At 72.4% G+C, this 25,621-nt stretch carries 22 protein-coding genes and 2 pseudogenes; 10 read left to right on the top strand and 14 right to left on the bottom strand.

From position 1 onward, the window contains the following. The first annotated feature begins 35 nt into the window (after positions 1 to 35). Positions 36 to 476: a GNAT family N-acetyltransferase gene (locus tag ACIQFY_RS03645; protein ID WP_326496723.1), complete on the top strand. Its 441-nt coding sequence runs from the start codon at positions 36 to 38 to the stop codon at positions 474 to 476. 171 nt (positions 477 to 647) lie between these two features. Here the strand turns inward: ACIQFY_RS03645 and ACIQFY_RS03640 are convergent, their stop codons facing one another. Then, a complete protein-coding gene (locus ACIQFY_RS03640) occupies positions 648 to 4,394 on the bottom strand; it encodes a multifunctional oxoglutarate decarboxylase/oxoglutarate dehydrogenase thiamine pyrophosphate-binding subunit/dihydrolipoyllysine-residue succinyltransferase subunit (RefSeq protein ID WP_326496722.1) in 3,747 nt (1,248 codons plus the stop codon). A gap of 288 nt (positions 4,395 to 4,682) precedes the next feature. Between ACIQFY_RS03640 and ACIQFY_RS03635 the strand changes: the two genes are divergently transcribed. Next, positions 4,683 to 6,122 carry a GuaB1 family IMP dehydrogenase-related protein gene (locus tag ACIQFY_RS03635; RefSeq protein ID WP_251159708.1) on the top strand — a complete coding sequence of 480 codons (1,440 nt, stop codon included), beginning with the start codon at positions 4,683 to 4,685 and terminating at the stop codon, positions 6,120 to 6,122. A 181-nt stretch (positions 6,123 to 6,303) separates the two neighbouring features. Here ACIQFY_RS03635 and ACIQFY_RS03630 read toward each other — a convergent pair whose 3' ends face one another. The 4 genes from ACIQFY_RS03630 to ACIQFY_RS03615 form a co-directional block, all read right to left on the bottom strand. After that, entirely contained in the window at positions 6,304 to 7,374 is a 1,071-nt protein-coding gene (locus tag ACIQFY_RS03630; protein ID WP_066658342.1) for a hemolysin family protein, read from the bottom strand. A 23-nt stretch (positions 7,375 to 7,397) separates the two neighbouring features. Beyond that, the gene (locus ACIQFY_RS03625; protein ID WP_066654758.1) at positions 7,398 to 8,786 is read right to left on the bottom strand and encodes a hemolysin family protein; all 1,389 of its coding nucleotides are present in this window, start codon (positions 8,784 to 8,786) and stop codon (positions 7,398 to 7,400) included. Between the two features lie 235 nt (positions 8,787 to 9,021). Next, positions 9,022 to 10,104 (bottom strand): NADH:flavin oxidoreductase/NADH oxidase, encoded by a 1,083-nt coding sequence (locus tag ACIQFY_RS03620; RefSeq protein ID WP_311205506.1) that lies wholly within the window; start codon positions 10,102 to 10,104, stop codon positions 9,022 to 9,024. Continuing rightward, positions 10,101 to 10,739, bottom strand: a complete 639-nt coding sequence (locus ACIQFY_RS03615) for an HAD family phosphatase (protein WP_066654754.1) — start codon at positions 10,737 to 10,739, stop codon at positions 10,101 to 10,103. The genes ACIQFY_RS03620 and ACIQFY_RS03615 overlap by 4 nt, the downstream gene beginning before the upstream one ends. 24 nt (positions 10,740 to 10,763) lie before the next feature. Between ACIQFY_RS03615 and ACIQFY_RS03610 the strand changes: the two genes are divergently transcribed. Further along, positions 10,764 to 11,624, top strand: a complete 861-nt coding sequence (locus ACIQFY_RS03610; RefSeq protein ID WP_251155092.1) for an ADP/ATP-dependent (S)-NAD(P)H-hydrate dehydratase — start codon at positions 10,764 to 10,766, stop codon at positions 11,622 to 11,624. A 292-nt stretch (positions 11,625 to 11,916) separates the two neighbouring features. On the opposite strand, the gene ACIQFY_RS03605 is transcribed toward ACIQFY_RS03610, so the two are convergent. Further along, the gene (locus ACIQFY_RS03605) at positions 11,917 to 12,633 is read right to left on the bottom strand and encodes a YceI family protein (RefSeq protein WP_400338304.1); all 717 of its coding nucleotides are present in this window, start codon (positions 12,631 to 12,633) and stop codon (positions 11,917 to 11,919) included. 61 nt (positions 12,634 to 12,694) lie between these two features. On the opposite strand from ACIQFY_RS03605, the gene ACIQFY_RS03600 reads away from it, so the two are divergent. Together ACIQFY_RS03600 and ACIQFY_RS03595 are read left to right on the top strand one after the other, a co-directional pair. Beyond that, positions 12,695 to 13,975 carry a hypothetical protein gene (locus tag ACIQFY_RS03600; RefSeq protein WP_400338302.1) on the top strand — a complete coding sequence of 427 codons (1,281 nt, stop codon included), beginning with the start codon at positions 12,695 to 12,697 and terminating at the stop codon, positions 13,973 to 13,975. After that, on the top strand, positions 13,972 to 14,280 hold the full coding sequence (locus ACIQFY_RS03595; protein ID WP_066654734.1) for a thiamine-binding protein: 309 nt from the start codon (positions 13,972 to 13,974) through the stop codon (positions 14,278 to 14,280). The genes ACIQFY_RS03600 and ACIQFY_RS03595 overlap by 4 nt, the downstream gene beginning before the upstream one ends. Before the next feature lie 45 nt (positions 14,281 to 14,325). On the opposite strand, the gene ACIQFY_RS03590 is transcribed toward ACIQFY_RS03595, so the two are convergent. Then, positions 14,326 to 14,766 carry a hypothetical protein gene (locus tag ACIQFY_RS03590; RefSeq protein WP_271826030.1) on the bottom strand — a complete coding sequence of 147 codons (441 nt, stop codon included), beginning with the start codon at positions 14,764 to 14,766 and terminating at the stop codon, positions 14,326 to 14,328. A gap of 2 nt (positions 14,767 to 14,768) precedes the next feature. Further along, positions 14,769 to 14,948, bottom strand: coding sequence for a hypothetical protein (locus ACIQFY_RS03585; RefSeq protein ID WP_066654730.1), 180 nt, complete (start codon positions 14,946 to 14,948; stop codon positions 14,769 to 14,771). Positions 14,949 to 15,046: 98 nt separating this feature from the next. On the opposite strand from ACIQFY_RS03585, the gene ACIQFY_RS03580 reads away from it, so the two are divergent. Both ACIQFY_RS03580 and ACIQFY_RS03575 read left to right on the top strand, forming a co-directional pair. Beyond that, complete coding sequence (locus ACIQFY_RS03580; protein WP_066654728.1) at positions 15,047 to 15,262, top strand: hypothetical protein; 216 nt, start codon at positions 15,047 to 15,049, stop codon at positions 15,260 to 15,262. Positions 15,263 to 15,622: 360 nt separating this feature from the next. After that, positions 15,623 to 16,888, top strand: a complete 1,266-nt coding sequence (locus tag ACIQFY_RS03575; RefSeq protein WP_066654725.1) for an MFS transporter — start codon at positions 15,623 to 15,625, stop codon at positions 16,886 to 16,888. An 80-nt stretch (positions 16,889 to 16,968) separates the two neighbouring features. Here the strand turns inward: ACIQFY_RS03575 and ACIQFY_RS03570 are convergent, their stop codons facing one another. From ACIQFY_RS03570 to ACIQFY_RS03550, 5 genes are all read right to left on the bottom strand, one after another. Further along, positions 16,969 to 17,640: a response regulator transcription factor gene (locus ACIQFY_RS03570; protein WP_066654724.1), complete on the bottom strand. Its 672-nt coding sequence runs from the start codon at positions 17,638 to 17,640 to the stop codon at positions 16,969 to 16,971. A 96-nt stretch (positions 17,641 to 17,736) separates the two neighbouring features. Continuing rightward, positions 17,737 to 19,059, bottom strand: coding sequence for a hypothetical protein (locus ACIQFY_RS03565; protein ID WP_066654722.1), 1,323 nt, complete (start codon positions 19,057 to 19,059; stop codon positions 17,737 to 17,739). Then, positions 19,056 to 20,213, bottom strand: a complete 1,158-nt coding sequence (locus ACIQFY_RS03560; RefSeq protein ID WP_066654721.1) for a sensor histidine kinase — start codon at positions 20,211 to 20,213, stop codon at positions 19,056 to 19,058. The genes ACIQFY_RS03565 and ACIQFY_RS03560 overlap by 4 nt, the downstream gene beginning before the upstream one ends. Positions 20,214 to 20,399: 186 nt before the next feature. After that, positions 20,400 to 21,599: a homoserine O-acetyltransferase gene (locus tag ACIQFY_RS03555; RefSeq protein ID WP_251159716.1), complete on the bottom strand. Its 1,200-nt coding sequence runs from the start codon at positions 21,597 to 21,599 to the stop codon at positions 20,400 to 20,402. 104 nt (positions 21,600 to 21,703) lie between these two features. Beyond that, positions 21,704 to 23,035 (bottom strand): bifunctional o-acetylhomoserine/o-acetylserine sulfhydrylase, encoded by a 1,332-nt coding sequence (locus tag ACIQFY_RS03550; RefSeq protein ID WP_066654715.1) that lies wholly within the window; start codon positions 23,033 to 23,035, stop codon positions 21,704 to 21,706. 27 nt (positions 23,036 to 23,062) lie between these two features. On the opposite strand from ACIQFY_RS03550, the pseudogene ACIQFY_RS03545 reads away from it, so the two are divergent. Continuing rightward, positions 23,063 to 23,398 (top strand): annotated as a pseudogene (locus tag ACIQFY_RS03545) (DivIVA domain-containing protein); the annotation flags it as partial. Between the two features lie 45 nt (positions 23,399 to 23,443). Next, positions 23,444 to 23,587 (top strand): annotated as a pseudogene (locus tag ACIQFY_RS03540) (DivIVA domain-containing protein); the annotation flags it as partial. 13 nt (positions 23,588 to 23,600) lie between these two features. Here ACIQFY_RS03540 and ACIQFY_RS03535 read toward each other — a convergent pair. Then, positions 23,601 to 24,698 carry an acyltransferase family protein gene (locus ACIQFY_RS03535; protein WP_400338297.1) on the bottom strand — a complete coding sequence of 366 codons (1,098 nt, stop codon included), beginning with the start codon at positions 24,696 to 24,698 and terminating at the stop codon, positions 23,601 to 23,603. 71 nt (positions 24,699 to 24,769) lie between these two features. Here ACIQFY_RS03535 and ACIQFY_RS03530 point away from each other — a divergent pair, with 71 nt between their 5' ends. Then, positions 24,770 to 25,579, top strand: a complete 810-nt coding sequence (locus ACIQFY_RS03530) for an SDR family oxidoreductase (protein WP_209682304.1) — start codon at positions 24,770 to 24,772, stop codon at positions 25,577 to 25,579. Positions 25,580 to 25,621 lie beyond the last annotated feature (42 nt).

Genomic DNA, 25,621 nt, shown 5'->3' with positions numbered 1-25,621 from the left:
CGTCACACGTCGCCGGCGCTGGGTAGGGTCGCCCCATGACCCTCACCGCCGAGTCGATCACCACCTGGTCCGACACGGACGTCGCCGACGTCACCGCCCTCGTCCGTCTGCTCGGGCACGTCGTCGACGAGTCCGCGATGCGCGCACGGCTGGAACGGCTCGTGCCCGAGGCCGGACACCGCACGTGGCTGGTCCGTGGCGACGACGGCCGAGCGGTCGCCGTGGCGGGTGCGCAGGTCACGTGGTCGTACGCGAGCGACGAGCCCACCGCGCAGCTCCTGCTGCTGGTGGTCGACCCGTCGGCCCGGAGGCTCGGGACCGGTTCCGCGCTCATCGACACGTTCGAGACGTGGGCGGGTGAGCAGGGAGCGCACCGGCTGAGCGCCGTGTCCGCCGCCGCGACGGACAGTGCGCACCGGTTCTACCAGAAGCGCGGGTACCACGAGGCCGGGGTCCGCTACACGAAGCTCAAGTAGCGTCGGGCAGCGCCGGACGCTACGGTCCGGTGCTGCTGCGTGCTGCCCCTGCTGCGTGTCGCGTGCTGCCGCTGCCTCTGCTGCTACCGCTGCGTGCCCAGGAGATGCGCCCCTGACGGACGATGCGCCCCGTCTCCACGGGGCGCATCGTTCGTCAGGGGGCGGGTCGGATCAGCCGAGCGCCTTCCGGACGACGTCGGCGGCCTCACCCGCGGAGCGCTTCGACGACCCCGTCGCCGGTGCGGCACTCGCCGGGCGCGAGGCAACGGAGAGCGGACGGCCGTCGAGGTGCGGCGACAGGTTCATGCACACGAACGGCCAGGCGCCCTGGTTCTCCGGCTCCTCCTGGGCCCAGACGACCTCGGCCTGCGGGTAGCCCGCGAGCACCCTGAGCAGCTCGTCGAGGGGGAGCGGCGCGAGCTGCTCCAACCGGACGAGGGCGACGTCGGTCGCGCCGGACTTGTCGAGCTCGGCGCGGAGGTCGTGGTGCACCTTGCCCGAGTGCAGCACGACGCGGCGCACCGTGGCCTTGTCGGTCACGCGGTCGTCGTCGAGCACCTCGTGGAAGGAGCCGTTCGTGAAGGCCTCGACCGGGCTCGTCGCCTGGCGGAGGCGGAGCATGGCCTTCGGCGTGAAGACGACGAGCGGCTTCTGCGGGCGTTCCCACGCCTGGCGACGGAGCAGGTGGAACCACGACGCCGGCGTCGAGGGACGCGCGACGATCATGTTGTCCTCGGCGCAGAGCTGCAGGTACCGCTCGATGCGCGCCGAGGAGTGGTCCGGCCCCTGGCCCTCGTAGCCGTGGGGGAGCAGGAGCACCAGACCGGAGCGCTGTCCCCACTTCTGCTCGGCGGACGAGATGAACTCGTCGATGACGGTCTGCGCGCCGTTCGCGAAGTCGCCGAACTGCGCCTCCCACAGCACGAGGGCCTCGGGCCGTTCGACCGAGTAGCCGTACTCGAACGCCATCGCCGCGTACTCGCTGAGCAGCGAGTCGTAGATGTACAGGCGGGCCTGGTCCTCGGCGACGTTGGCGAGCGGCAGCCACTCCTGCCCGTTCACCCGGTCGTGGAAGACCGCCTGGCGCTGCACGAAGGTGCCGCGTCGGGCGTCCTGGCCGGCCAGCCGGACGGGCTTGCCCTCGACCAGCACCGAGCCGATCGCCATGAGCTCCGCCATCGCCCAGTCGATGCCGCCGGAGCGGGTCATCTCGGTGCGCTTGGTGAGGAGCTGCTGCAGCTTCGGGTGGATCGAGAAGCCGGCGGGCGGGTTGCTGTGCGCGTCGCCGATGGCCCGGACGAGTTCCTCGGAGATCGCCGTCTCGTGCACCTCGACCTCGGCGTCGTCACGCTGGGCCGTCGGACGCTCGAGACCGTCCACGGCGCCGTCGTCGTCCGTCGTGATGACGGGCATCGTGCCGGTCTGCGCCTCGTGGGTCTCGGCGAAGGCGCGCTCGAGGCGGTCCTGGAAGTCGCGGTGCGCCTCGTCGTACTCCTCCTGCGTGATGTCGCCGCGACCGACGAGGGCCTCGGTGTACAGGGTGCGGACGGAGCGCTTCGCCTCGATGAGGTTGTACATGAGCGGCTGGGTCATCGAGGGGTCGTCGCCCTCGTTGTGGCCGCGGCGGCGGTAGCAGACGAGGTCGATCACGACATCACGGTGGAACTCCTCGCGGTACGCGAAGGCGAGCTCGGCGACGCGGGCCACGGCCTCGGGGTCGTCCCCGTTGACGTGGAAGATCGGCGCCTGGATCGTCTTCGCCACGTCGGTGGAGTACACCGAGCTGCGCGCGGACTCCGGGGGCGTGGTGAACCCGACCTGGTTGTTGATGACGAGGTGCACCGTGCCACCCGTGCGGTAGCCGCGGAGCTGCGACATCTGCAGCGTCTCGACGACGACGCCCTGGCCGGCCATGGCCGCGTCGCCGTGCACGAGCACCGGCAGCACGCCGAAGGTGCCGGGCGGGGTGCGGTCCTGCTTGGCGCGCACGATGCCCTCGAGCACGCCGTCGACGGCCTCGAGGTGTGACGGGTTCGCGGCGATCGTGACGGGGATGCTCGAGCCGTCCGACGCGCGGAAGACGCCCTCGGTGCCGACGTGGTACTTCACGTCGCCGGAGCCCTGACCGGACACGGAACCCGGGAGCGACGACCCCTCGAACTCGCGGAAGATCTGCCCGTAGGTCTTGCCGGCGATGTTCGTCAGCACGTTGAGGCGGCCGCGGTGGGCCATGCCGATGGCGACCTCGTCGAGGCCGGCGCCCGCCGCGTGCTGGATGAGGGTGTCGAGGAACGCGATGGTCGACTCGCCGCCCTCGAGCGAGAAGCGCTTCTGGCCGACGTACTTCGTCTGCAGGAAGGTCTCGAACGCCTCGGCCTCGTTGAGCTTGCCGAGGACGCGGAGCTGCTCGTCCTTCGACGGCTTCGAGTACGGCACCTCGATGTGGCCCTGCACCCAACGGCGCTGTTCCGGGTCCTGGATGTGCATGTACTCGACACCGACGGTGCGGCAGTAGGCGTCGCGCAGGATGCCGAGCACGTCGCGCAGGGGTGCCGTCGTGGTGCCGGCGAGGCCGCCCGTGACGAACTCGCGGTCGAGGTCCCAGAACGTCAGCCCGTGGTTCTCGAGCTCGAGGTCGGGGTGGGTGCGCTGCCGGTACTCGAGCGGGTCGATGTCGGCCATCAGGTGCCCGCGCACGCGGAAGCTGTTGATGAGCTCCTGCACGCGCGACGTCTTGTTGACGCGGTGGGCCAGGTCGACGTTGATGTCGTTCGCCCACTGGATGGGCTTGTAGGGGATGCGCAGCGCCGAGAAGATGCCCTCGTAGAACCCGTGCTCGCCGATGAGTCGCTCGTGCACCTTCTTGAGGTACTCGCCCGAGCCGGCGCCCTGGATGACCCGGTGGTCGTAGGTGCTCGTCAGCGTGATCGTCTTGCCGACGCCGAGCTCGACCAGGGTCTTCGTCGCGGAGCCCTGGAACTGCGCCGGGTACTCGAGCGCACCGGCGCCGATGATCGAGCCCTGGCCCTTCGTCAGGCGCGGGACCGAGTGCACGGTGCCGATGCCGCCCGGGTTGGTGAGCGAGATCGTCGTGCCCTGGAAGTCGGCCGGCGTGAGCTTGTTGTCGCGAGCGCGCTTGACGAGGTCCTCGTACGCGGCGAGGAACTGGCCGAAGGTGAGGGTCTCGGCGCGCTTGATGCTCGGGACGAGGAGTGAGCGGGTGCCGTCCTTCTTCGGGACGTCGATCGCGATGCCGAGGTTCACGTGCGCGGGCTCCACCACGAAGGGCTTGCCGTCGCGCTCCTCGTAGAACACGTTCTGGCTCGGGAAGTCCTTGAGCGCCTGCACCATCGCCCACCCGATCAGGTGGGTGAAGGAGATCTTGCCGCCCCGGGCCCGGCGCAGGTGGTTGTTGACGACGATGCGGTTGTCGATCATCAGCTTCGCCGGGATCGTCCGGACGCTGGTCGCGGTCGGGACCGTGAGCGAGGCGTCCATGTTCGAGGCCAGCGTCTTCGCCATGCCCCGGAGCGGGGTCGCCACGTCCTCGTGGGTCTCCTCGTGGTCGTCGGCCTCGTCGTTGGCCTCGGCCGGGATCGGCTGCGGGGTGGGCTGGCGCGAGGTCGTCTTCGCCTGGATCGGACCGGCGGGCTTCGCCTCGCCCGGGGCGTCACCCGTGGCGGGCTGCTGCGTGGTCGACTGCGACGAGGACTGCGCGGGGGCGGGTGCGCTCGGCGCCGAGCCGGCGGCGGAGTCGCCCCCGGTCTGCGAGCGGTGGTAGCTCTCGAGCACGGGCCACCACGACTTGTCGACGGACTCCTTGTCGGCGACGAACTGCTCGTAGAGCTCGTCGACCAGCCACTCGTTCGCCCCGAATTCGCCCGCGGTCTCGTCCGTACCCGTCAGATGGCTCGACACAGCCGATCGCCCACTCTCCGTCGATAGATGCTCGTGTGTGTCGTGCGGGGCAACCCTGCTCCGCACTGGCGGCCAGCCTAGCCGTTCCGCGCCGACCGTTCGGTGACCGTCGGACGCGCGCCGCGCCTCCCGGCCGTGCTCGCGCGTGTCGGGAAGGGGCCGCCCACCGGACCGGTGGACCCGACGACGGGTGTCGCGCAGCAGGGGTCCCGCTCCGGCGTCGACGGTGCGCCGGGGAGACCTCCCGCACGCGTGTCCGCGCGGCTGCGGAGCCGTACAGTGGCACCCATGAGGTTCTACGAGACGCGGCCGACGCACGACCTGACCTACTCCGACGTCTTCCTCGTGCCGAGTCGGTCCGGGGTGACGAGCCGCTTCGACGTGGACCTCGCCACGAACGACGGCACGGGCGCCACGATCCCGATCGTCAGCGCGAACATGAACTCGGTGACCGGCCCGCGGCTCGCCGCGACCCTCGCCCGCCGCGGTGGGCTCGGTGTGCTGCCGCAGGACATGCACCTGCAGGACCTCGACGCCGCGATCCGCTGGGTCAAGGAGCAGCCGGTCGACTTCGACACCGCCTACGACATGCGCGCCGACACCACCGTCGCCGAGGCGCTCGAGCAGCTGCTGCCGGTGGCAGGTCGCGGGGTCGTGGTCCGCGACGGGGCGGGGGAGTACCTCGGCTGCGTGCCCGCCGCCCGGCTCGGCACCGCGGGTGCGGACGCGACGATCGGTGACCTGCTGCACGGACCCTCGACGGCAATCGACGCCGACGACGCCGGTACCCCGCGGCACGTGTACGACGTGCTCTCCGCCGCCGAGGTCGACTTCGCGCCCGTGGTCCGGCACGGCAGGGTCGTCGGCACCACGAGCCAGACCAGCGCGATCCGCTCCGACATCTACACGCCCGCCGTCGACGGGGACGGTCGCCTGCGGGTCGCCGCCGCGGTCGGCATCAACGGCGACGTCGCCGCGAAGGCGAAGGCCCTCGCCGCCGCCGGGGTCGACGTGCTCGTGCTCGACACCGCGCACGGCCACCAGGAGGGCATGCTCCGCGCGCTCCGCACGGTCTCGGCGCTGGGTCTCGGCCTGCCGATCGTCGCCGGCAACGTCGTCACCGCCGACGCCGTCGCGCACCTCGTCGACGCCGGTGCGACGATCATCAAGGTCGGCGTCGGACCGGGCGCGATGTGCACGACGCGCATGATGACGGCCGTCGGTCGCCCGCAGTTCTCCGCCGTGCTCGAGACCGCCGCGGCCGCCCGGTCGCTCGGCGCACACGTCTGGGCCGACGGCGGCGTCCGCTACCCGCGCGACGTGGCACTCGCGCTGGCCGCCGGGGCCTCCGCCGTCATGATCGGTTCGTGGTTCGCCGGCACGCTCGAGGCGCCGGGCGTGCTCCGTCGCGACGCCGCGGGCAAGGCCTACAAGGAGAGCTGGGGCATGGCGTCGGCGAAGGCCGTGCGGGAGCGCTTCGAGCGCCTCGACCCGTACGAGCGGGCCCGCAAGGCGCTCTTCGCCGAGGGCATCTCGTCGTCGACGATCTACCTCGACCCGGAGCGGCCGAGCGTCGAGGACCTGCTCGACATGATCACCACCGGCATCCGCAGCTCGGCGACGTACGCGGGGGCGTCCTCGCTGACCGAGTTCGCCGAGCGGGCGCTCGTCGGCATCCAGTCGGCCGCCGGCTACGAGGAGGGCAAGCCGCTCCCCGTGAGCTGGTAGCGGCGCGGGGCGCGGCCGTCGGCGGGCCGCCGTCGGCGCCCGAGTCTCGGTTCCACGGACAGTTTCGCGGTTCTACCGCCCCGAACGTGTCCGCCTGGCCGAGTCTCGACCAGGACCGACAGGCGGACGGGAGGCGCGGTGCCAGCTGGCACCGCGCCTCCCGTCCGTCGTCCGGTCGCGGTCAGCGCCGCCGGGTCGCGTCCTCGACGGTGCCCACCAGTTCCTCGAGGATGTCCTCGAGGAACAGCACACCGATCGTGCGCCCCTCGGCGTCGAACGCCCGCGCCACGTGACGGCCCGCCGCACGCATGGTCGCGAGGGCGTCCTCGAGGTCCATGTCCGTGTACAGGGAGATGAGCTGCCGGATCCGCTTCGGGGGCACCGGCACGTCGAACTCGTCCGGACGCAGGTCGATGACGTCCTTGACGTGCACGTAGCCCGTCGGGTCGCCGTCGTCGCCGACGAGCACGTACCGCGAGAAGCCACGCTGGGCGACCGCGCGCTCGACGTCCTCGGGCGTGGCGTCCTCGGGGAGGGTGACCAGGTCGGACATCGGCACCGCGACGTCCTTGACCTTCTTCTCCGTGAACTCGAACGCCATCGCGAGCTTGCCGTCGTCCGTCAGGGTGCCCTCGCGGCGGGACTGCTCGACGATCGTCTGGACCTCCTCCACGGTGAACGCGCTGACGGCCTCGTCCTTCGGCTCGACCTTGAACAGACGGAGCACGGCGTTCGCGGTCTCGTTCAGGCCGACGATCACCCAGTGCAGGGCGTGGCCGATGTACCAGAGCGTCGGGACGAGCAGCAGTGCGGCCCGGTCGGGCATCGAGAACGAGATGTTCTTCGGCACCATCTCGCCGAACACGACGTGCAGGAAGGACACGAGCAGCAGCGTGAAGACGAACGCCACGGTGCCGATCACCTCGACGCTCCAGCCGGTCAGTCCGAGCGGGACCTCGAGCAGGTGGTGGATGGCCGGCTCGGACACGTTGAGGATGAGGAGCGAGCAGACCGTGATTCCGAGCTGCGTGGTGGCGAGCATGCGCGTGGCGTGCTCCATCGCGGCGAGCGTCGTCTGGGCGGCCTTCGATCCGGCCTCGGCGCGCGGCTCGATCTGCGAGCGGCGGGCGGAGATCACGGCGAACTCGGCGGCGACGAAGTACGCGTTGCCGAGCAGCAGGACGACGAGCCAGAAGATGCCCCACCAGTCGGAGCCGCTCGACGCGGACTCACCGGCGGCGAGGACGACCATGCCGTCGTGGACGGACGCGGCGCTCATCGGGAGCCCTCCTTCGTGGCGGGGATGATGATCCCGGTGGCCGGGCGCTGCGCGGTCGCGGTGCTGCCGGTGGTCGGGACGGGATCGGGGTGCGTCGGGGTCCAGCGGACGCGGTCGACACGACGACCGTCCAACCGCTCGACGCGGAAGACGCCGTCGTCGAGCGCGACCTCGTCACCGACGGCGGGCAGGCGTCCGAGGGAGGACATGATGAACCCGCCCACGGTCTCGTACGGACCGTCCTCGGGGACCGTCACGCCGGCGCGGTCCTCGAGCTCGTCGGGACGCAGGAGTCCGGGGAAGGTCAACCAGTTCCGGGAGCGCACGACGTCGATGCGTGCGCGGTCGTGCTCGTCGGACACCTCGCCGACGATCTCCTCGACGAGGTCCTCGAGCGTGACGACACCGGCGGTGCCGCCGTACTCGTCGACGACGATCACCATCTGGTAGCCGCGGCTCCGGACCTCGGCGAGCAGGGTGTCGCCGGGCATGGTCTCGGGCACGCGCTCGGCCTCGGTCATCAGGGCGCCGACCGGCACCTCGGGGCGCTTCTCGCGCGGGACGGCGACGGCCTGCTTCACGTGCACGATGCCGACGACGTCGTCCGCGTCCTCCTCGATCACGGGGAAGCGGCTGAAGCCGGTGCGGCGCGCGAGCGCGATGACGTCGTCCGCCGACTCCGAGACCCGGATGGTCGACAGCCGCGGGCGCGGGGTCATCACGTCGCTCGCGTCGAGCTCGGAGAAGGCGATGGTGCGCTGGAGCAGCGTCGCGGTGTCCTGCTCGAGCGAGCCCTCCGACGCCGAGCGGCGGAGGAGCGAGCTGAGCTCCTCGGCGCTGCGGGCTCCGGACAGCTCCTCCTGGGGCTCGATGCCCATCGACCGGAGGACGGCGTTCGCGGTGCCGTTGAGCAGGGCGACCGCGGGCTTGAACACGGTGGTGAAGGCGACCTGCAGCGGCACGACGAGCCGCGCGGTCTGGAGCGGCAGCGCGAGCGCGAAGTTCTTCGGCACGAGCTCGCCGAGGATCATCGACAGCAGCGTCGCGATGACGAGCGCCACGATCGAGCCGACGGTCTCGACGAGTGCCTCGGGCAGCTGCATCGCGAGGAACGGCGCCTCGAGCAGCGTCGCGATCGAGGGTTCGAGCAGGTAGCCGGTCAGCAGGGTCGTCAGCGTGATGCCGAGCTGCGCGCTCGACAGGTGCGTCGACGTGACCTTCAGCGCTGCGATGACGGGCGCCAGGCCGGACTCGCCGCGGTCGCGCCGGGCCTCGACCTCGGCGCGGTCGAGGTTCACGAGCGCGAACTCCGAGGCGACGAAGACACCGGTACCGAGGGTCAGCAGGATGCCGCCGACCAGCATGACGATGTCGAGGGGACTCATTCTCCACCTCCCGACGCACGGGAAGCGGGGCTGCTCACCGAGTGAGCGCCGGATGAGTGGGAAGGCGAAACGGAATTCGGAGGATCGTCCACAGTGAGCAACATCGTAGTGGGTGCGCTGCGTCGGAGCCGAGAACACGTACAGGGAGCGCGCCGTGCCTCCCGGCCGGAGCCGCGCGCCCCCGGCCGGTGTCGGTGACCGGTCGGGAGGCGCACGGTGCGCTGGGTGCGCCGGCCTACGCCGTGACGCGCGCGCGGTGGTACTGCTGCGGCTCGTAGTCGATCGCCACGCCGAGCTCGGCGGCGGCGCGCAGGGCGAAGGACGGGTCGCGGAGGAACTCGCGGCCGACCATGACGACGTCGGCCTGGCCGGTGGCGACGACCTGCTCGGCCTGGAAGGCGGTGGAGATCATGCCGACGGCGATGGTGCCGATGCCGGCCTCGCGCTTGACCGTCTCCGCGAAGGGCACCTGGTAGCCGGGCCCGACCGGGATCGGGGCCTTCGCGACGTTGCCGCCGGTGGAGACGTCGGCCAGGTCGGCGCCGTGCTCGGCAGCCCAGCGGGCGACCTGCACGGTGTCCTCCACCGTGAGTCCGCCGTCGACCCAGTCGGTGGCCGAGAAGCGGACCACCACGGGGAAGCCCTCGCCGACCTCGGCGCGGACGGCGTCGATCGTCTCGAGCAGGGCGCGGGCGCGGTTCTCGAGCGAGCCGCCGTAGGCGTCCGTGCGGTGGTTGCTCAGCGGCGAGAGGAACTGGTGGAGGAGGTACCCGTGCGCCGCGTGCAGCTCGACCAGGTCGAAGCCGGCCTCGACCGCGCGGCGGGCGGCCGCGGCGAACGCGAGCGCCACGACGCGGATGTCCTCGGTCTCGAGCTCGCGCGGCACCGCGTAGCCGTCGAAGGCCACGGCCGACGGAGCGACCGTCGCCCAGCCGCCCTCGGCCTCCGGCACGCTGCCCGAGGCCTCGGACCAGGGGCGGTGGGTCGATGCCTTGCGCCCGGCGTGTGCGAGCTGGATGCCGGCGGCGGCGCCCTGCGCGTGCAGGAAGTCGACGATCGGCCGGAAGGCGTCGCGCTGCTCGTCGTTCCACAGGCCGACGTCCTGCGGGCTGATCCGACCCTCGGGCACGACGCCGGCGGCCTCGACGACGACGGCGCCCGCGCCGCCCTTGGCGAACCCGCCGAGGTGCACGAGGTGCCACGGGGTCGGGACACCGTCCTGCTGCTCGACCGAGTACTGGCACATCGGGGAGACCCAGAGCCGGTTGCGGACGGTCAGGTCGCGGATGGTGATCGGTTCGAACAGGGCGTGCGTCACGCGGGTGCTCCTTCATCGGTCCGTGCCGCCAGGTCCTGCAGGAAGGTCCGCAGTCCGGCCGGCGACGTGAAGTGGTGGCCGACCGCCCCGATCGCGTCTGCACCGGCGGCGTTCTCGGCCCTGTTGTCGACGAACACCATCTGCTCGGGCGTGATTCCCAGGCGCTCGCACGTCGTGCGGTAGACGGATGCGTCCGGCTTGAGGACGTGCTCCTCGGCACTGACCACGACCGTCTCGAACACCGAGCCCATCGGTGACCAGCGGTACGGGTCGCCGAAGTCGCGCCCGGCGTTGGACAGCAGGGCGAGCCGGGTCCCGGCGGCGTGCAGCTCCTCGACGATCGCCAGCGCCTCGGGGTCCACCTCGAACCAGCCCGTGAAGTCGACCGCCCAGAAGCGGTGGATCTCGGTGAGGCTCCACCGCCGGCCGGTCCGCGCCGCGATCGCGCGCCAGTACTCGAGCACCGTGAGGTCGCCCCGGTCGAGGTCGTGTCGCAGCTCCTGGTACACCGGCAGCAGCTCGTCCGCGGGTACGCCGGTCATCGCGACGAGGGCGTCCCACGCGCCGTGCGGTGTCCGGCTGATCACCTCGCCGTAGTCGAAGACCACCACGCGACCGGGCAGGAACAGGCTCATGCGCTCCACCGTAACGTGGCGGTCGTGAACGACTTCGCCCCCTTCGCCCCGACCGACGCCGCTGCCTGGACCACCGCTCCGCACGGCGAGTCGACCAAGTACCGCCGGGGTGTGCTCGGCGTCGCGACCGGCTCCGACCGGTACCCGGGGGCGGCGGTGATGGGCGTCGACGCAGCGGTGCACACCGGCGTCGGGATGGTCCGCTACGTCGGACCGGACCGTGCCACCGACCACGTGCTCGCCCGCCGTCCGGAGGTCGTCTCGGGTGTCGGTCGCGTGCAGGCGTGGCTCGTCGGCTCCGGGATCTCCGCGGACTCGCTCGACGAGCTCGACCCGTCCACCGCTGACGCGTTCCGGCACGCCTCAGACGACGGCGTGCCGGTGGTCGTCGACGCCGGGGCGATCCCGCTGGTCGACCTCGGACCGCTGGCGGTGCTGACGCCGCACGCGGGGGAGCTCGCCCCGGTGCTCGAGACCTCACGCGAGGCCGTCGAGCGTGATCCGGCGACGGCTGCGGTGCGCGCGGCGGAACGGACCGGCAGCGTCGTCCTCCTCAAGGGCTCGGACACGCACGTGGCGACACCGGACGGGTCGGTCCGGCTCGTGGCGTCGTCGGCCACGCCGTGGCTCGCGGCGGCCGGCGCGGGGGACGTGCTCGGCGGGGTGCTCGGGGCGCTCGTCGCCGCGCGGCAGGGCGCTGCGGAGGCGTCCGGTGCGTCGCTGTCCCCGTCGGACCTCGCGCACCTGGCCGCGACCGCCGCGGTCGTGCACGGGATCGCCGCCCGTCGTGCGTCCCGGGGTGGTCCGTTCACGATGACGGCGCTGATCGAGCAGCTGAGCGGCGTGGTCCGGGACCTGGTCGTCGACGGCGACGCGCGGGGGTAGGGCGCGCGGCCGGGCAGGCGCGGGTGCCGGGCGCGGGTGCCGGGCGCGGGCGGGCCGGCGTGCGACATCGCGCTCGTCGATCGACGCGCGCGGTGTCGCAGGATGCGTCCGCATCCGATGCGGGCGCACGGTCCGACCTGACACGTGTCGATCGACGCGTGCGGTGACGGCGACGTGACCCACTGCCGGCCGGGAGGCGCGGGGCGGGCTGCCGGCGTGCCTCCCGGCCGGTGGTGGGGCGCGTCGGGACGTGGGGTCGCGTGACCGGGCCGGGTCGCGTCCGACCGACGCGTCAGGACGCGGGCGTGGCGTGCACGAGGAACTCGACGGCGCCCGCGTCGTCGACCGTCACGAAGCCGAGGTCGGGGGCCTGCACGCCGAAGTCCGAGAAGGTGATCGGGACCGTGCCGGACACCGCGACACCGTCGCCGTCGAGCCCGATCTGCAGGTCGGCGCGGACCGGCTTCGTCACGCCGTGCAGCGTGAGTTCCCCGTCGGCCCGGACCTCGGTCGTGCCCGAGCCGCTCGGGACGGCGTCGGTGATCGGTCCGGTGAGCGTGAAGGTCGCCTGCGGGAAGGCCGAGACGTCGAGGGCGGAGTCGCGGAAGTACGAGTCGCGCTGCGCGGAGTCCGTGGCGATGTCGGCGACCTGCACCGTGACGGTCGCCTCGGTGATCGTCGTGCCGTCGACCCGCGCCGAACCGGTGACGCTGTCCGTGCGCCCGGTCACGGTGACGTCGGAGCCGTTGAGGACCTCGTGCACGCGGTACCCGGCCTCGGAGTCGCCGCCCACGGTCCAGTCGCCGGACAGGTCGGCCGTGTCGAGCGTCGACGGGGCGCGGCTCGCGGCAACCGAGGGCGCCGCCGATGCCTTCGCGTTCTCGCTCGACGTGTACACGTTCGTGCCGACGGCGACGCCGACGACGGCGAGCACCGCGACGAGCAGGACGATCCCCGCCCAGACGAGGGGCTTGCGGCTGGTGGGGCGCTGGCGCGGGTCGGTGCTCACCCGGGAACGGTGACACGTCCTCCTCAGGGGAGCCTGTGGAGCGGTTCGCTACGCTCGCACGGTGCAGCAGCGGTTCCGGTGGGTCGAGGGCGTCTCGCTCGCCGTGGTCGTCGTCCTGGTGCACGCTGTGCTCTGGTGGCTCGCCACGACCGCGCCGAACCTGCCGCTGGGTGACGTCACCATCACCTACCGACGGTGGATCGAGGTCGGGCGGATCGACCACTCGTGGGTCGGGGTCGACTCCGACTGGGTGTACCCGGTCTTCGCGCTCGTGCCGATGGCCGCTGCGGCCCTCGGCGGCACCGCGGCGATCGCGACCGGCTGGCTCGCGCTCATGGTGCTGCTCGACGCCGTCGCCTGTGCCTTCCTCTGGCGGTTCCGTGCGTTCGGCGTGCGGGTCGTCTGGTGGTGGCTCGTGTTCCTGCTCGCGCTCGGACCCATCGCACTCGGCCGGATCGACACCGTGGCCACCGCGATCGCCCTCGTCGGCGTCGCCTTCGTCGTGACCCGTCCGGTGGTCGCGTCGGCGCTCTTCACCGCAGCGGCCTGGACGAAGGTGTGGCCGGCTGCGCTGGTGGGCGTGCTGGTGCTGCTGCGTCGGGGACACCGGAGTGCCGTCGTGACCGGGGCACTCGTCGTGACCGGGCTGATCGTGCTCGTCGACGTGCTCTACGGCGGAGCGCCGTACCTGCTGTCCTTCGTGACCGAGCAGAGCGACCGGGCGCTGCAGATCGAGGCGCCGCTCGCGACACCCTTCATGTGGGCGGCAGCGCTCGGGGTCCCCGGAGCGGCCGTCTACTACGACCGCGAGATCCTGACGTTCGAGGTGTCCGGAGGGGGCACCCACGCAGCGGCCGCGCTGTCGACGCCGCTGATGGCCGTGCTCGTCATCGGCGGCGTGGTCCTCGCGCTGCTCGCGGTCCGGCGGGGCGCCCGTCGCACCGAGGTGGCACCGGTCCTCGCGCTGCTGTTCGTCGCGGTGCTGATCGCGGTGAACAAGGTCGGGTCGCCGCAGTACGTCGGGTGGTACGCCGTGCCCGTCGTCTGGGGGCTCGTCGCCGGGTACCCGAGCGCGCGGCGCTTCCTTCCGGTCGCGATCGGGGTGCTGCCCCTGGCGCTGCTGACGCAGGTGATCTACCCGGGGTTCTACGACGAGCTCCTCGCGGTGCACACCTGGATGGTGTTCGTGCTCACCGTGCGGAACGTCCTCGAGGTCGCCGTGCTGGTGTGGGCGGTGGTCGTGCTGGTGCGGCTCGCGCGGCGCTCGCCGGAGCGTTCGTCGGTGCGGGTGTCCGAGCCGCCGGTGCGCGGGGGAGTCGACCGGGGCAGGATGGACGCATGATCGTCGCGTTCTCCGTTGCTCCGTCCGGTGGTCCCTCGGCATCGTCGGACGGGTCCGTGCACGACGCGGTCGCCGCAGCGGTGCGCGTCGTCCGCGAGTCCGGTCTGCCGAACCGCACCTCGTCGATGTTCACCGAGGTCGAGGGGGAGTGGGACGAGGTCATGGACGTCGTCAAGCGCGCCACCGAGGCCGTCGGTGCGTACGGCACCCGGGTGTCCCTCGTGCTCAAGGCCGACGTCCGCCCCGGGCACACGGGGGAGATCGACGGGAAGCTCGAGCGGCTCGAGGCGGCGCTCGGCGACTGAGCCGGTCCCGGGCCGCCCGCACCACCGTGGATCGGCCCCGCGCGGTCACCGCGCAGGTGTGCGGACGAACACGAAGTCGGGACGGGGGACGTCGAGCGATCCGGTGAAGAAGGCGAGTCCGGCATCGGTCGGGTACCCCTGGCGGACGAAGCGGTCCGCGAACCGGAACCGGATCCCCGGTGCGCTGCCGTCCGCGAGTGTCCACTGCCCGGAGAAGTCCGACGAGGAACGGCCCTCGGAGCAACCGGGAGGGCTCGTGTCGGCGTTCCTGGTCCGGCACGCCAGGGCGTCCGGGATCCCGCGAGCGGTGTAGGTGCCGTCCGCCGACACGACGAACCGGGCGGGCTCGGAGCCGTCCTGCCCGGCGAGCTGCCACGTCCCGGTGTAGTCGGGAGGTCCGGATGCCATCGACCCGGCGCAGCTCGTCAGCACCAGGCACAGCGCGGTGACCAGGGCTGCCAGGCCCGTCCGGAGTCCTGTCGCCACGGTCAGAAGTACATGCGGCCGGTGTTGCTGTCGCGCTCGGCCTGGCGGAGCGCCTCGGCGATCTCGGGGTCACTGCCGTCGTACTGCCGCGAGCGTGCGCCGAGGTCCGTCAGGTGGTGCATCCACAGCCACAGCCCCACCGCGACGAGCAGGACGACACCGGTCACGATCCACCACCCCATGACCCGATGGTACGCCAGCTGGGAGGAGCAGGACACGCCGATCGCCTCCCCGCGGTGTCGGCGGTCGGGTGTCTCATGGTCTCCATCGAGCCGCACCGGTGGCTCGGGACGACCCGGACGACGACGAGGAGCGCGTGATGATGCACGACGGCTGGTGCCCCGACTGCGACCTGCAGACGGTCGTCATCGACGGTGACGAGCAGACCGGCGACGCCTGGGCGAGCTGCACCGAGTGCGGGTCCGGGTGGGTGCACCGCGACGAACTGCCCGAGCTGGCGTCGGCCGGGGCGCGCGAGGAGCGCCGCGCGGCCTGAGGTCCGTCGAGCAGCGACGGCGCCTGTCTCGCCGGCTCGTCCGGCGGGAGCCGGTCGTGCTCCGCGGTGGCGTGTCCGGCTGATGTCGAATCGATTCGGCCCGTCGTCTTCCGTCGGCTGTTTGGAGCGGTCTACACTGCTGGGACCGGGCCGCTGCACGTGTGCTCGGACCGTTCGACGCCGAACACGGACCGACCCCGTCGCCGTCTGATCGCCGTACCGCCGTCGTGCGCGTGCCGGCGGGAACGGGACCGTGTGCATGCCGTGCGGCGTGGCGATCCGGCCGATGTCCCGGCGAGCGAGCCGGAACGCAGCTCCGTCCTCCCGCCCCCCGTTCCCCCCCCGATCCAGACAGGTCGCATGACGCTCACCACGCCGACGCAGCGCGCGTTCGCCCTCATCGCCCTCGCCCTCGGTGGCTTCGCCATCGGGTCGACCGAGTTCGTCGCGATGGGCCTGCTGCCGAACATCGCCGAAGCCCTGCTCCCCGCGCAGTACGCGGCCGACCCCGCCGCCGGGGTCGCGCACGCCGGCTGGCTCGTCAGCGCCTACGCGCTGGGGGTCGTGGTGGGTGCGCCGACGATCGCGGCGATCTCCGCCACGTTCCCGCGCAAGGGCCTGATCCTCGTGCTCCTCGTCGGTTTCGTGGTCGCCACGGTCGCGAGTGCGGTCCTGCCGAACTTCGGGCTCGTGCTCGTCGCACGCTTCGTCGCCGGTCTGCCGCACGGTGCGTACTTCGGCATCGCGTCGATCGTCGCGGGCGAGATCATGGGGCCGGGCAAGCGCGGCAAGGGCATCGCGATGGTGATGCTCGGCCTGTCGATCGCGAACGTCGTCGGCGTGCCCGCCATCACCTGGATCGGGCAGAACGCCGGCTGGCGCATCGCGTACGGCGTCGTCTCGCTGCTCTTCGCCCTGACGTTCCTGGCCGTCGCGGCCTTCGTCCCGCGGAGCGCCGCCGACGAGCACGCGACCGTCGGACGGGAGCTCCGGGCCTTCCGGTCGCCGCAGCTCTGGATCGTGATGGGGCTCGGTGCGGTGGGCTTCGGCGGGTTCTTCGCCGTCTACTCGTACATCTCGCCGCTCGTGCAGAACGTCACCGGGCTGCCCGAGTCCGCGGTGCCGCTCGTGCTCGTCGTGGTCGGCCTCGGCATGGTCGTCGGCGGGGTCCTCGGTGGGCACCTGGCGGACCACAGCGTCAAGCGGACGATCTACATCGGCATGCTCGCGCTCATCGGCGCCCTGCTCGTGACCGTCTTCACCGCCCAGTGGGTCTGGGGGGTGTTCCTCGGCGCGTTCCTGCTCGGAGCGACCTCGTCGGCGATCCCGCCGGCGGTGCAGTCTCGCCTGATGGACGTCGCCGGCGACGCGCGGACCATCGCGGCGGCGCTGAACCACTCGGCGTTCAACATCGGCAACTCGCTCGGCGCGGCGCTCGGTGGAGCGGTCATCGCAGCCGGGTTCGGGTTCCTGGCCCCTGCGTGGCTCGGTATCGTCCTCGCGCTGCTCGGTCTGCTCGTGACGATGGTCAGCTACGGCGTCGAACGGCGGACGGACCGCCGCTCCGCCCTGCGGTCGTCGTCGCCGTCGACCGGGCCGATCACCGCGCCGGTGCCGACGGTCTGACCGGAGCCGACGCACCCACACGACGGACGGGAGGCCCGTGGCGATGTCGCCACAGGCCTCCCGTCCGTCGTGTGGAGCGGCTACAGCCCGACCGGGCTGCCGTCCTGCACGATGATGCCGTCGGTGATCGCGCGCTTCCGCAGCGCGACCTTCGTGCCGACGTCGAAGCCCGCGACGCGGTACTTCTCGCGGATGCGCTTGAGGTAGCTCTTCGCGGTCTCCTCGGAGATGCCGAGCTGGTAGGCGACGCTCTTGACGGGCTCGCCACCGCCGTACAGCGCCATCACGCGGCGCTCCTGCGCGCTGAGCTTCGGCACGCCGCCGACGTCGCCGCTGTTGATCGCCAGGTCGAGCTCGGCGGAGACGTACTGCTCGCCGCGCTGCGCGGCACGGATCGCCTCGACGATCATGTCGGCGTCCTCGCTCTTCACGAGGTAGCCGAGAGCGCCGGAGCCGAGGGCCTCGCGGACGACGTTCGGCTCCGAGTACGTGCTCATCACGACGGTCTTCACGCCGGCGGTCTTGAGCGTCGAGATCTTCAGCGAGACCGGGATCGAGTCCTTGAGGTCGAGGTCGAGCAGCACCACGTCGACCGGGAACGCCGGGCTCGTCAGGAGCTCCGGCCAGGTCGTGACGGCGGCGACGAGCGTGATGTCGTCGGCGGCGCTGCGGATCCACTCCGTGAGCGCGCCGAGCAGCATCCGGTGGTCGTCGACCAGTGCGAGTCGGATCGGTTGCTCTGGAGTCGCCATCAGGCGTCCTTTCTCGAAGGCGGTGCACGCCGATCCTAGGTGTCGGGACCGTCCGGGCTGGGGATGTCGGCCGGGTGTCCGGCAGTTCGCGCCCGTCTACATCGACGGGTGTCGGTCGACGACGCAGTGCGAGACGACGCGGAGCACGCCGTCGCGGAACGACTCGGTGTACGGGCCGATGCGCTGCAGGGCGCTCCATGCGGTCGGGCCGAGGCGTCGGCGCGGGGTCCCGCGCGACTCGAACACGATCGGGACGTCCATGCGCTCGTCGGACACCGGGTGCCCGTCGGAGCCGATCGGACCGAGCGTGACCGAGACGACGGGGGCACCCGGCTGTGCGGGGCGACCGTCGCCGACCATCTGCCACAGGGCCTGCAGCAGGCCGTCCCGCTGGGCGGGGCCGAGGTGCCCGGCGAGGGACTGCGGATCGGCCACGCTGACGGCGCGCCCGAGGTGGTCGGACTCCGTGATCGCGTGGTAGAGCCACGTCTCGCGGCGTCCCTCGATGAGGTGCAGGCGCAGCTCCGTCGCCAGCGACGCGGCGACGGAGGCCGAGGCGTCCGAGAGCGGCAGCGGGTCCGAGCCGTTCGCGACGGCGTCGAGGAGCTTCTCGGCGGCCAGGTCGAGCCGGGCGAGCTCGTCCGACGCGAGCATCCCGACGGCGAACTGCGGCGCCTGGACGTTGCTCTGCACGAGCACCCGGTCCAGCTCGCGCTGCACGAGCTGGCGGAAGCGGTGCACCACGAACAGTGCGATCGACGGCGGGACCACCACGAGCGCCAGCAGCGAGACGATGCCCGGCAGGGTCGCCGGGGTGATCGGCGTCGACACGGCCGCCATCACGGCGAACCCGAGACCGAGCACCGCGATGGCGGCGGCGACCTCGCGCGCGGGCCGGAGCGTCGCCACCGGGAGCAGGGCGAAGCCGGCGGCGACCGAGGCGCTGGCGGTGTGCGCGATGTCGTGCTCGGGGAGGATCCCGACGAAGTCGAGTGTCACGACGCACGCCAGGACGGCGCAGATCAGCGCGAACGCGGTGCCGGTGAGCCGCTCGCCGTAGGTCATCAGGCTGAGGCCGACGCCGATCGCCGCGACCAGGTACAGCGCCCAGGCGCCGGCGGGCAGCCACGGGTTCGCGTAGTCCGGCAGCCGGACCAGGAAGAAGACGATGCCGGCGACGGCCTCGATCGCGGTGAGGACCGCGGCGCCGAGGCCGAGGTAGCCGGCTCCGAGCGACGCACCGGGCTTGGCGGCCTGCCGGAGCGAACGGGCACCCGTCGAGGTCGAGGGGAGCCCGCGGGCCTGCCGTCGCTCGCTGCCCCGGTAGCGCTCGCGCGCTTCGCGACGGGTGCGCGGTGCCGGCTGCACGGTCTCGCCCGGGAGCCCGCGGTTGATGGTGTCCTCGGGGACGCGGGTCATCGGGGAGCCTCCAGGACGACGGTGGTGCCCGATCCCGGGGCGGAGAAGAGCTTGGCGTCGCCACCGACCTCGCGGAGGCGGTTGACGACGCTCTCCTTGTAGCCGAGGCGCTCCGCGCTCACCGCGTCGAGGTCGAAGCCGACACCGGCGTCGGTCACCATCGCGCGGACGGTCTCCTGGTCGTGGACGATCGTGACGTGCGCTTCACCGACGCCGGCGTGGCGCCGGACGTTCTCGAGGCACTCGCCGAGGGCCAGCAGGAACGCGTCGAGCACGTTCGACGGCAGCAGGACCTGACCGGTGCCGTGCCAGCTGACCTCGAGCCCCATCCGGCCGAAGCGCTGCTTGACGGACTCGAGGGTCTGGCCGAGCGGCGACTCCTCGACGCGGGTGAGCGAGTAGTCGCCGGACTGCTGGGGCTGCGGGGTCGCGCCGAGTCGGAGGTGACGGAGGAGCCTGGCGTCCTCGGCGGCCTGCTCGCGCATCGCCTGCTCGGACACGCCGACCCCGGAGTGGGCCAGGAGCGTGAGGGTGGCGAGCACGGTGTCGTGCAACAGTCGGGCGCCCTGGCGTCGCTGCGCCTCGGTCTCGCTCGCCTGCCGTTCCGCACGGTGCGCCGTGCCGATGCTCTGGATGCGCCGGGCGACGCGGGGGATGCTGCGCGCGATCCACACCGAGACCACGGCGACGAGCACCCAGCCGAGCACCACACCGGCGGTCGGGCCGGAGAGCGGACCGCCCGATGCCCAGACGACGGCGCCCACGGCCGCGACTCCGGCGACGATCGTCATCGCGAGCCCGACCGGCGCGCCGCGCTGCGCCATCAGCGGGGCGGACAACGACCCGGCCGCCAGCGGCACGACGGCGCTGGCGACGACGGACCGCACGTCGGGGTCGGCACCGAGCAGCAGGAGCGCGAGGGCCCCGAGGCCCGAGGCGAGTGCGAGGGCGGTCCACCACACCGACCCGTTGGTGCCGAAGACGAGCAGCGCCGCGATGAGCACCGCGATGCAGGCGAGTGCGCCGAGCAGGGGGACCAGGGGGACCGCGAGCGAGCTGACGATGCCGACGACGGAGACCAGGGCGCAGGTGATGCCGACGACACGGGTCGTCGACCGCAGCAAGCGGTCGCGTTCCTGTGCGATGAAGTCCATCGGTGTCCTGGTGGTGACGTCGGTTCGGTCGGGTCCGGTGGTTCGCCGGACCCCGCGGGCGGGGTACCCGTCGCCATCATTCCACGCGGCCCACCCGTTGTGGGGTGTTCGGCACGCGGACGTGGACAGATCGGTCCGCGGGTGCGCCGGGCGCGCCGCGCCCGTGCCGCGGCCGTACCGGGCCGTTCAGTCGAGCAGCCGTCGCAGGTGCGCCCCGACCGCCTCGTGCTCGATGAGGAAGCCGTCGTGTCCGAACTCGCTGTCGAGCACCGCGGCCCGGTCCCCGTCCAGCGTGTCGGGGATCCCCGCCGCGATCCGGTGCTGGTCCTCGAGCGGGAACAGACGGTCGCTCGACACCCCGACGACCAGCGTCCTGGCGGTCACCGCCGCGAGCGCCGCCGTCACCCCGCCGCGCCCGGCCCCGACGTCGTGCGAGTCCATCGCGTGCGTGAGCGCGACGTACGACGAGGCGTCGAACCGCCGGGTGAACCGGTTGCCGTGGAAGTCGAGGTAGCTCTCGACCGAGAACCGGCCGTCGTCGCCGAGCGGGGAGACGTCGCTCTGCCACGACCGCGCGAACCGCCCGTTGAGCTCGTCCGGCGCGCGGTAGGTCATCAGTGCCATCCGCCGCGCGAGCGACAGCCCGCGGTGCGGTCCCTCGCCGACCGCCGCCTCGTAATAGTCGCCGCCGGCGTACGCGGGGTCGGTCTGGATCGCGGCACGCTGCAGCGAGTTCGCGGCGATCTGGTCGGCCGTGGTCTGGGCGGTCGACGCCAGGACCGCGAGCCGGGCGACCCGGGAGGGGTGCGCCACCGCGAACTCGAGCGCGTGCATGCCGCCCATCGAGCCGCCGACGACGGCGGCGAAGACGTCGATGCCGAGCGCGTCGGCGAGCTGGACCTGGACCGCGACCTGGTCGCGCACGGTCACGAACGGGAAGCGCGACCCCCACTCGACGCCGTCCGGCGCGACCGAGGACGGGCCGGTCGTCCCCTGGCACCCGCCCAGCATGTTCGGGGCGACGACGAACCACCGGTCGGTGTCGATGGCCAGGCCCGGTCCGACGACGTCGCCCCACCAGCCCGCCGTGCGGTGCCCGGGTCCGGCCGGACCGGTGACGTGCGAGTCGCCGGTCATGGCGTGCAGGAGCAGCACCGCGTTGCTGCGCGCGGCGTCCAGCTCGCCCCACGTCTCGTAGGCCACCCGCACCGACGGGATCCGTCCGCCGCGCACCCACTGCTCGCCGAGCGCGGCGAACCGCCGGGAGCCGGGGTGGTCGCCGGGACGCCAGGCGCCGGTCACGGGCGGCTTGCCGAGCGTCCCGAGCTCGGTCCCGGGCACGAGGGTGGACGGGACCGAGTCCTCGGGGATCGTCTGCCAGTCCATCGTGTCCAGTCTGCCGGGAGGCACGCCCCACCTCCGCCGTGTTACGTCATGCCCGGCGCGTCACCGGCGCGTGCTCCGCGAGGGGGACGGGACGGGCCGGGGCGCTACGCCCGCTGGCCCTCCTGCGAGACGGCCCGCGCCGCCGCGAGCCCCGCCTCGAGGTCCGCACGGAGGTCCTCGACGTTCTCGATGCCGACCGAGAGCCGCACCAGGCCCGGGGTGACCCCGGTGGTGAGCTGCTGCTCGGGCGTGAGCTGCGAGTGCGTCGTCGACGCCGGGTGGATGACGAGGGAGCGCACGTCGCCGATGTTCGCCAGGTGCGAGAACAGCCGCAGCTCGTCGACGAACGCCTTGCCGGCCGGCACCCCGCCCTTGAGCTCGAACGACAGCACGGCACCGACACCGCGCGGCGCGTACCGGTTCGCCGCCGCGTACCAGGGCGACGTCGGCAGCCCGGCGTACGACACGGAGGCCACCTCCGGGTGCCGGTCGAGCCACTCCGCGATCTCCTGGGCGTTCGCCACGTGCCGCTCCATGCGCAGCGACAGCGTCTCGATGCCCTGGAGCAGCGCGAACGCCGTGTCCGCCGAGTTCGACGCGCCGAGGTCGCGGAGCAGCTGCACCCGGGCCTTCACGACGTAGGCGAGCTCGTTGCCGACCGCCTGCGCGAACACCGCGCCGTGGTACGAGGGGTCGGGGGAGTTGAACTCCGGGAAGCGGTCGGCGTGCTCCGACCAGGCGAACCGTCCGCCGTCGACGATCACGCCGCCGATGACGGTGCCGTGGCCGCCGAGGAACTTGGTCGCCGAGTGCACCACGATGTCGGCACCGTGCTCGAACGGCCGGATGAGGAACGGCGTCGCGATCGTGTTGTCGACGATGAGCGGCAGGCCGGACTCGTGCGCGACGCTGCTGACGCCTGCGATGTCGAGCACGTTGATCCGCGGGTTGCCGATCGTCTCGGCGAAGAAGAGCTTCGTGTTGGGGCGGACGGCACGACGCCACTCCTCGAGGTCGTCCTGGTCCTCGACGAACGTCGTCTCGATGCCGAGCTTCGCCAGCGTGTACTTGAACAGGTTGTACGTGCCGCCGTAGATCGACGACGACGAGACGATGTGGTCACCGGCCCCCGCGATGTTCAGCACGGCGTACGTCTCGGCCGCCTGACCGCTCGACACCAGCAGCGCGCCCGTACCGCCCTCGAGCGCGGCGATGCGCTGCTCGACGACGTCGTTCGTCGGGTTCATGATCCGCGAGTAGATGTTGCCCGGTTGCGCCAGCGCGAACAGGTCGCGGGCGTGGTCCGAGTTCTCGAACACGTACGACGTCGTCCTGTAGATCGGCGTGGCCCGTGCGCCGGTGGTCGGGTCCGGCTGCGCGCCGGCGTGGACCTGCGTCGTCTCGAACCGCCAGGCGGCTGCGTCGTTCGTGCTCATCGGGGCTCCTGTCGGGTCCGGTCCGTCATGGCGTCGCCGCGGACGACCGGGAGGCCCGGGGCGTCGTCGCGACGTCCGTCACGCTACGCAGGTGGCGGGGCGGGCACCAGCGGGGCCGCCTCGCGACGTAACGCGCGTGCGCGGCGCGCGTCCGTGGAGTCGACGCGACCAGCCGAGGGACGGGAGCGGCGCGGTGCGGTGCGCCGTGCCTCCCGGCCGGACGCGTCGGCCCCCGCCTGGCAGGATCGGACGGGACGAGAGGGGGGCGTCGTGCGCGCTCAGGACGTGGCGGACAAGAAGTTCCAGCCGACGGTGTTCCGGAACGGGTACTCGCAGGACGACGTGGACGACCTGCTCGACCGGGTGCAGGCGACGTTCGCCGCCGCCGAGCAGGGCGGCCGTCCGGCGATGGGACGGCTGGCCGGCGCACGGACGGTGACCCCGGAGGACGTCGCGTCGTCGCGCTTCCGTCGGACCCGGATGAAGTCCGGGTACGACTGCGACGAGGTCGACGACTTCCTCGTCGAGGTCGTGGTCGCGCTCCGGGCACTCGCCCGCTGAGCGGTCAGCGCTCGACGGGCTCCCGGCGGAACAGCCAGTCGACGTTCGGCTCGAGCAGCCAGCGCATGCCGCGCCGCACGAACGGTTGCGCGAGGAACAGGCTCACCGCGCACGCCACGGCGACCATGAGCAGCACGTACGGCCACGCCGAGTGCTCCCCGGCCAGGACGCCGGACTCGCGGATCGGGTAGAGCACGAACGTGTGCAGCAGGTAGACGTACATGGTCGCGGCGCCGAACCGGGTGAGCCAGACCGTCCTGCGGGGCACGAGCAGCAGGAACGACGCCGTCAGCACGGTGGCGAGCAGCACCAGGCCGAGGCGGACACTGCCGGCCCACCAGGCGTCCTCGCCGAGCCCGGAGTACGAGTCGTCGTAGAAGAACCAGTGGTGCAGGTCGAAGCCCTTGAACTGCGGGATGAACAGCACGCACGCGGCCGCCCACACCGCGAAGACGACGACCGCGGCCGCGCGGAGACGGACCACGACCCGGCGGGGAGCCTCGTACCAGCGGTCGAACACCCCCCACTGCTTGACCTGCCACCCGAGCAGGAAGAACGGCAGCAGGCTGATCGCGCGTCCCAGGGAGAACGTCGAGTCGACGTTGTCGAGGTACCCGACGCCGACACTGAGCACCACGGCCCAGACGAGCGGCCACCGCAGGATCGCCAGGTAGGGCAGGATCAGCCGGAAGATCCCCAGCGCGAGCAGGAACCACAGCGTCCAGGTCGGCTTCGTCGGGTTGAACTCCTTGCCGCCCTCGACGATCGCCTGCACCACCGTCCAGATCGTCTGCATGACGATGTACGGCACCACGATGTCCGTGAAGGTCCGCCGCATCCGCTCCGCGGTGGGGGTCGCCGCCGACGAGAAGTACCCGCTGATGACGCCGAACGCGGGCATGTGGAACGCGTAGATGAAGGTGTAGAGCGCGAGGGCGTGCTCGCTGCCGGCCGTCTGCCGCTGGATCGCGTGACCGATCACGACGAGCGTGACGGCGACGAACCGAGCCGTGTCCCACATCGGGATGCGTCGCGGCGGCCGGCCCGGCTCGAGCGGTGTCGCCGGAGCCGAGGGCGCGGGGGGAGCGGCGTCCGTCGTCATGGCCGGTCACGTTACCGGATCGTGACCTCGACCGGTCGGTACGGTGGTGCCGACACCCCCTGGAGGAAGCCATGGCAGCACGTCCCGACACCGGTCGACCCGACACCACCGAGCGGCTCGCCGTCGTCACGGGGGCGAGCTCCGGCATCGGTGCCGCCACCGTCCGGCTGTTCCGCGAGCGCGGCTGGCAGGTGCTCGCCGTCGCCCGTCGCCAGGACCGGCTCGAGGCGCTCGCCGCGGAGACCGGGGCGTCGTTCCTGGTCGCCGACGTCACCGACGCCGACGCCGTCGCGGCGCTCGCCGCCCGGGTGGACGAGGCCGGCGGCGCGGACGTGCTCGTGAACAACGCCGGCGGAGCACTCGGTTCGGCGAGCGTCGAGGAGTCCGACGTGGAGGACTGGCGCGCGATGTTCGAGGTGAACGTCATCGGCACGAAGCGGGTCACCGCCGCCCTGCTGCCGCAGCTCCGGCGCCGTGCGGCCACGGCCGGGGTCGCGGACATCGTGACCGTGACGAGCACCGCGGGGCACGTGGCCTACGAGAACGGCGGCGGGTACAACGCCGCCAAGTTCGCCGAGCACGCCCTGGTCGGCGCCCTGCGGCTCGAGCTGAACGGCGAGCCGCTGCGCGTGGTCGAGATCGCGCCCGGGCTCGTCAAGACCGACGAGTTCGCCCTGACGCGCTTCCGGGGCGACCGCGAGAAGGCCGAGGCGGTGTACACCGACGTGCCGGGGCCGCTCGTCGCCGAGGACGTCGCCGAGGCCGTCGTGCACGCGGTCGAGCTGCCGGCGCACGTCAACCTCGACCTGGTGACGGTCCGACCGGTCGCGCAGTCGGCACAGCACAAGCTCGCCCGCGGGCCGCTGACGCCCCGGAGCTGACACCGGGCCCGTCCGGGCCCGTGCGCCGGTCCCGGCGCGCGC

The organism is Curtobacterium sp. NPDC092190, from assembly GCF_044755625.1.
Lineage (GTDB): Bacteria > Actinomycetota > Actinomycetes > Actinomycetales > Microbacteriaceae > Curtobacterium.
The sequence above is the reverse complement of the archived record's forward strand: the minus strand, read 5'-3'. Positions and strand labels throughout refer to the sequence as shown.

Excerpts from the sequence above, each read along its gene's own strand:
- ACIQFY_RS03645 (WP_326496723.1), top strand. The coding sequence starts at position 36 with ATGACCCTCACCGCCGAGTCGATCACCACCTGGTCCGACACGGACGTC.
- ACIQFY_RS03635 (WP_251159708.1), top strand. The coding sequence starts at position 4,683 with ATGAGGTTCTACGAGACGCGGCCGACGCACGACCTGACCTACTCCGAC.
- ACIQFY_RS03630 (WP_066658342.1), bottom strand. The coding sequence starts at position 7,374 with ATGGTCGTCCTCGCCGCCGGTGAGTCCGCGTCGAGCGGCTCCGACTGG.
- ACIQFY_RS03625 (WP_066654758.1), bottom strand. The coding sequence starts at position 8,786 with ATGAGTCCCCTCGACATCGTCATGCTGGTCGGCGGCATCCTGCTGACC.
- ACIQFY_RS03615 (WP_066654754.1), bottom strand. The coding sequence starts at position 10,739 with ATGAGCCTGTTCCTGCCCGGTCGCGTGGTGGTCTTCGACTACGGCGAG.
- ACIQFY_RS03595 (WP_066654734.1), top strand. The coding sequence starts at position 13,972 with ATGATCGTCGCGTTCTCCGTTGCTCCGTCCGGTGGTCCCTCGGCATCG.
- ACIQFY_RS03585 (WP_066654730.1), bottom strand. The coding sequence starts at position 14,948 with ATGGGGTGGTGGATCGTGACCGGTGTCGTCCTGCTCGTCGCGGTGGGG.
- ACIQFY_RS03575 (WP_066654725.1), top strand. The coding sequence starts at position 15,623 with ATGACGCTCACCACGCCGACGCAGCGCGCGTTCGCCCTCATCGCCCTC.
- ACIQFY_RS03570 (WP_066654724.1), bottom strand. The coding sequence starts at position 17,640 with ATGGCGACTCCAGAGCAACCGATCCGACTCGCACTGGTCGACGACCAC.
- ACIQFY_RS03565 (WP_066654722.1), bottom strand. The coding sequence starts at position 19,059 with ATGACCCGCGTCCCCGAGGACACCATCAACCGCGGGCTCCCGGGCGAG.
- ACIQFY_RS03560 (WP_066654721.1), bottom strand. The coding sequence starts at position 20,213 with ATGGACTTCATCGCACAGGAACGCGACCGCTTGCTGCGGTCGACGACC.
- ACIQFY_RS03555 (WP_251159716.1), bottom strand. The coding sequence starts at position 21,599 with ATGGACTGGCAGACGATCCCCGAGGACTCGGTCCCGTCCACCCTCGTG.
- ACIQFY_RS03550 (WP_066654715.1), bottom strand. The coding sequence starts at position 23,035 with ATGAGCACGAACGACGCAGCCGCCTGGCGGTTCGAGACGACGCAGGTC.
- ACIQFY_RS03535 (WP_400338297.1), bottom strand. The coding sequence starts at position 24,698 with ATGACGACGGACGCCGCTCCCCCCGCGCCCTCGGCTCCGGCGACACCG.
- ACIQFY_RS03530 (WP_209682304.1), top strand. The coding sequence starts at position 24,770 with ATGGCAGCACGTCCCGACACCGGTCGACCCGACACCACCGAGCGGCTC.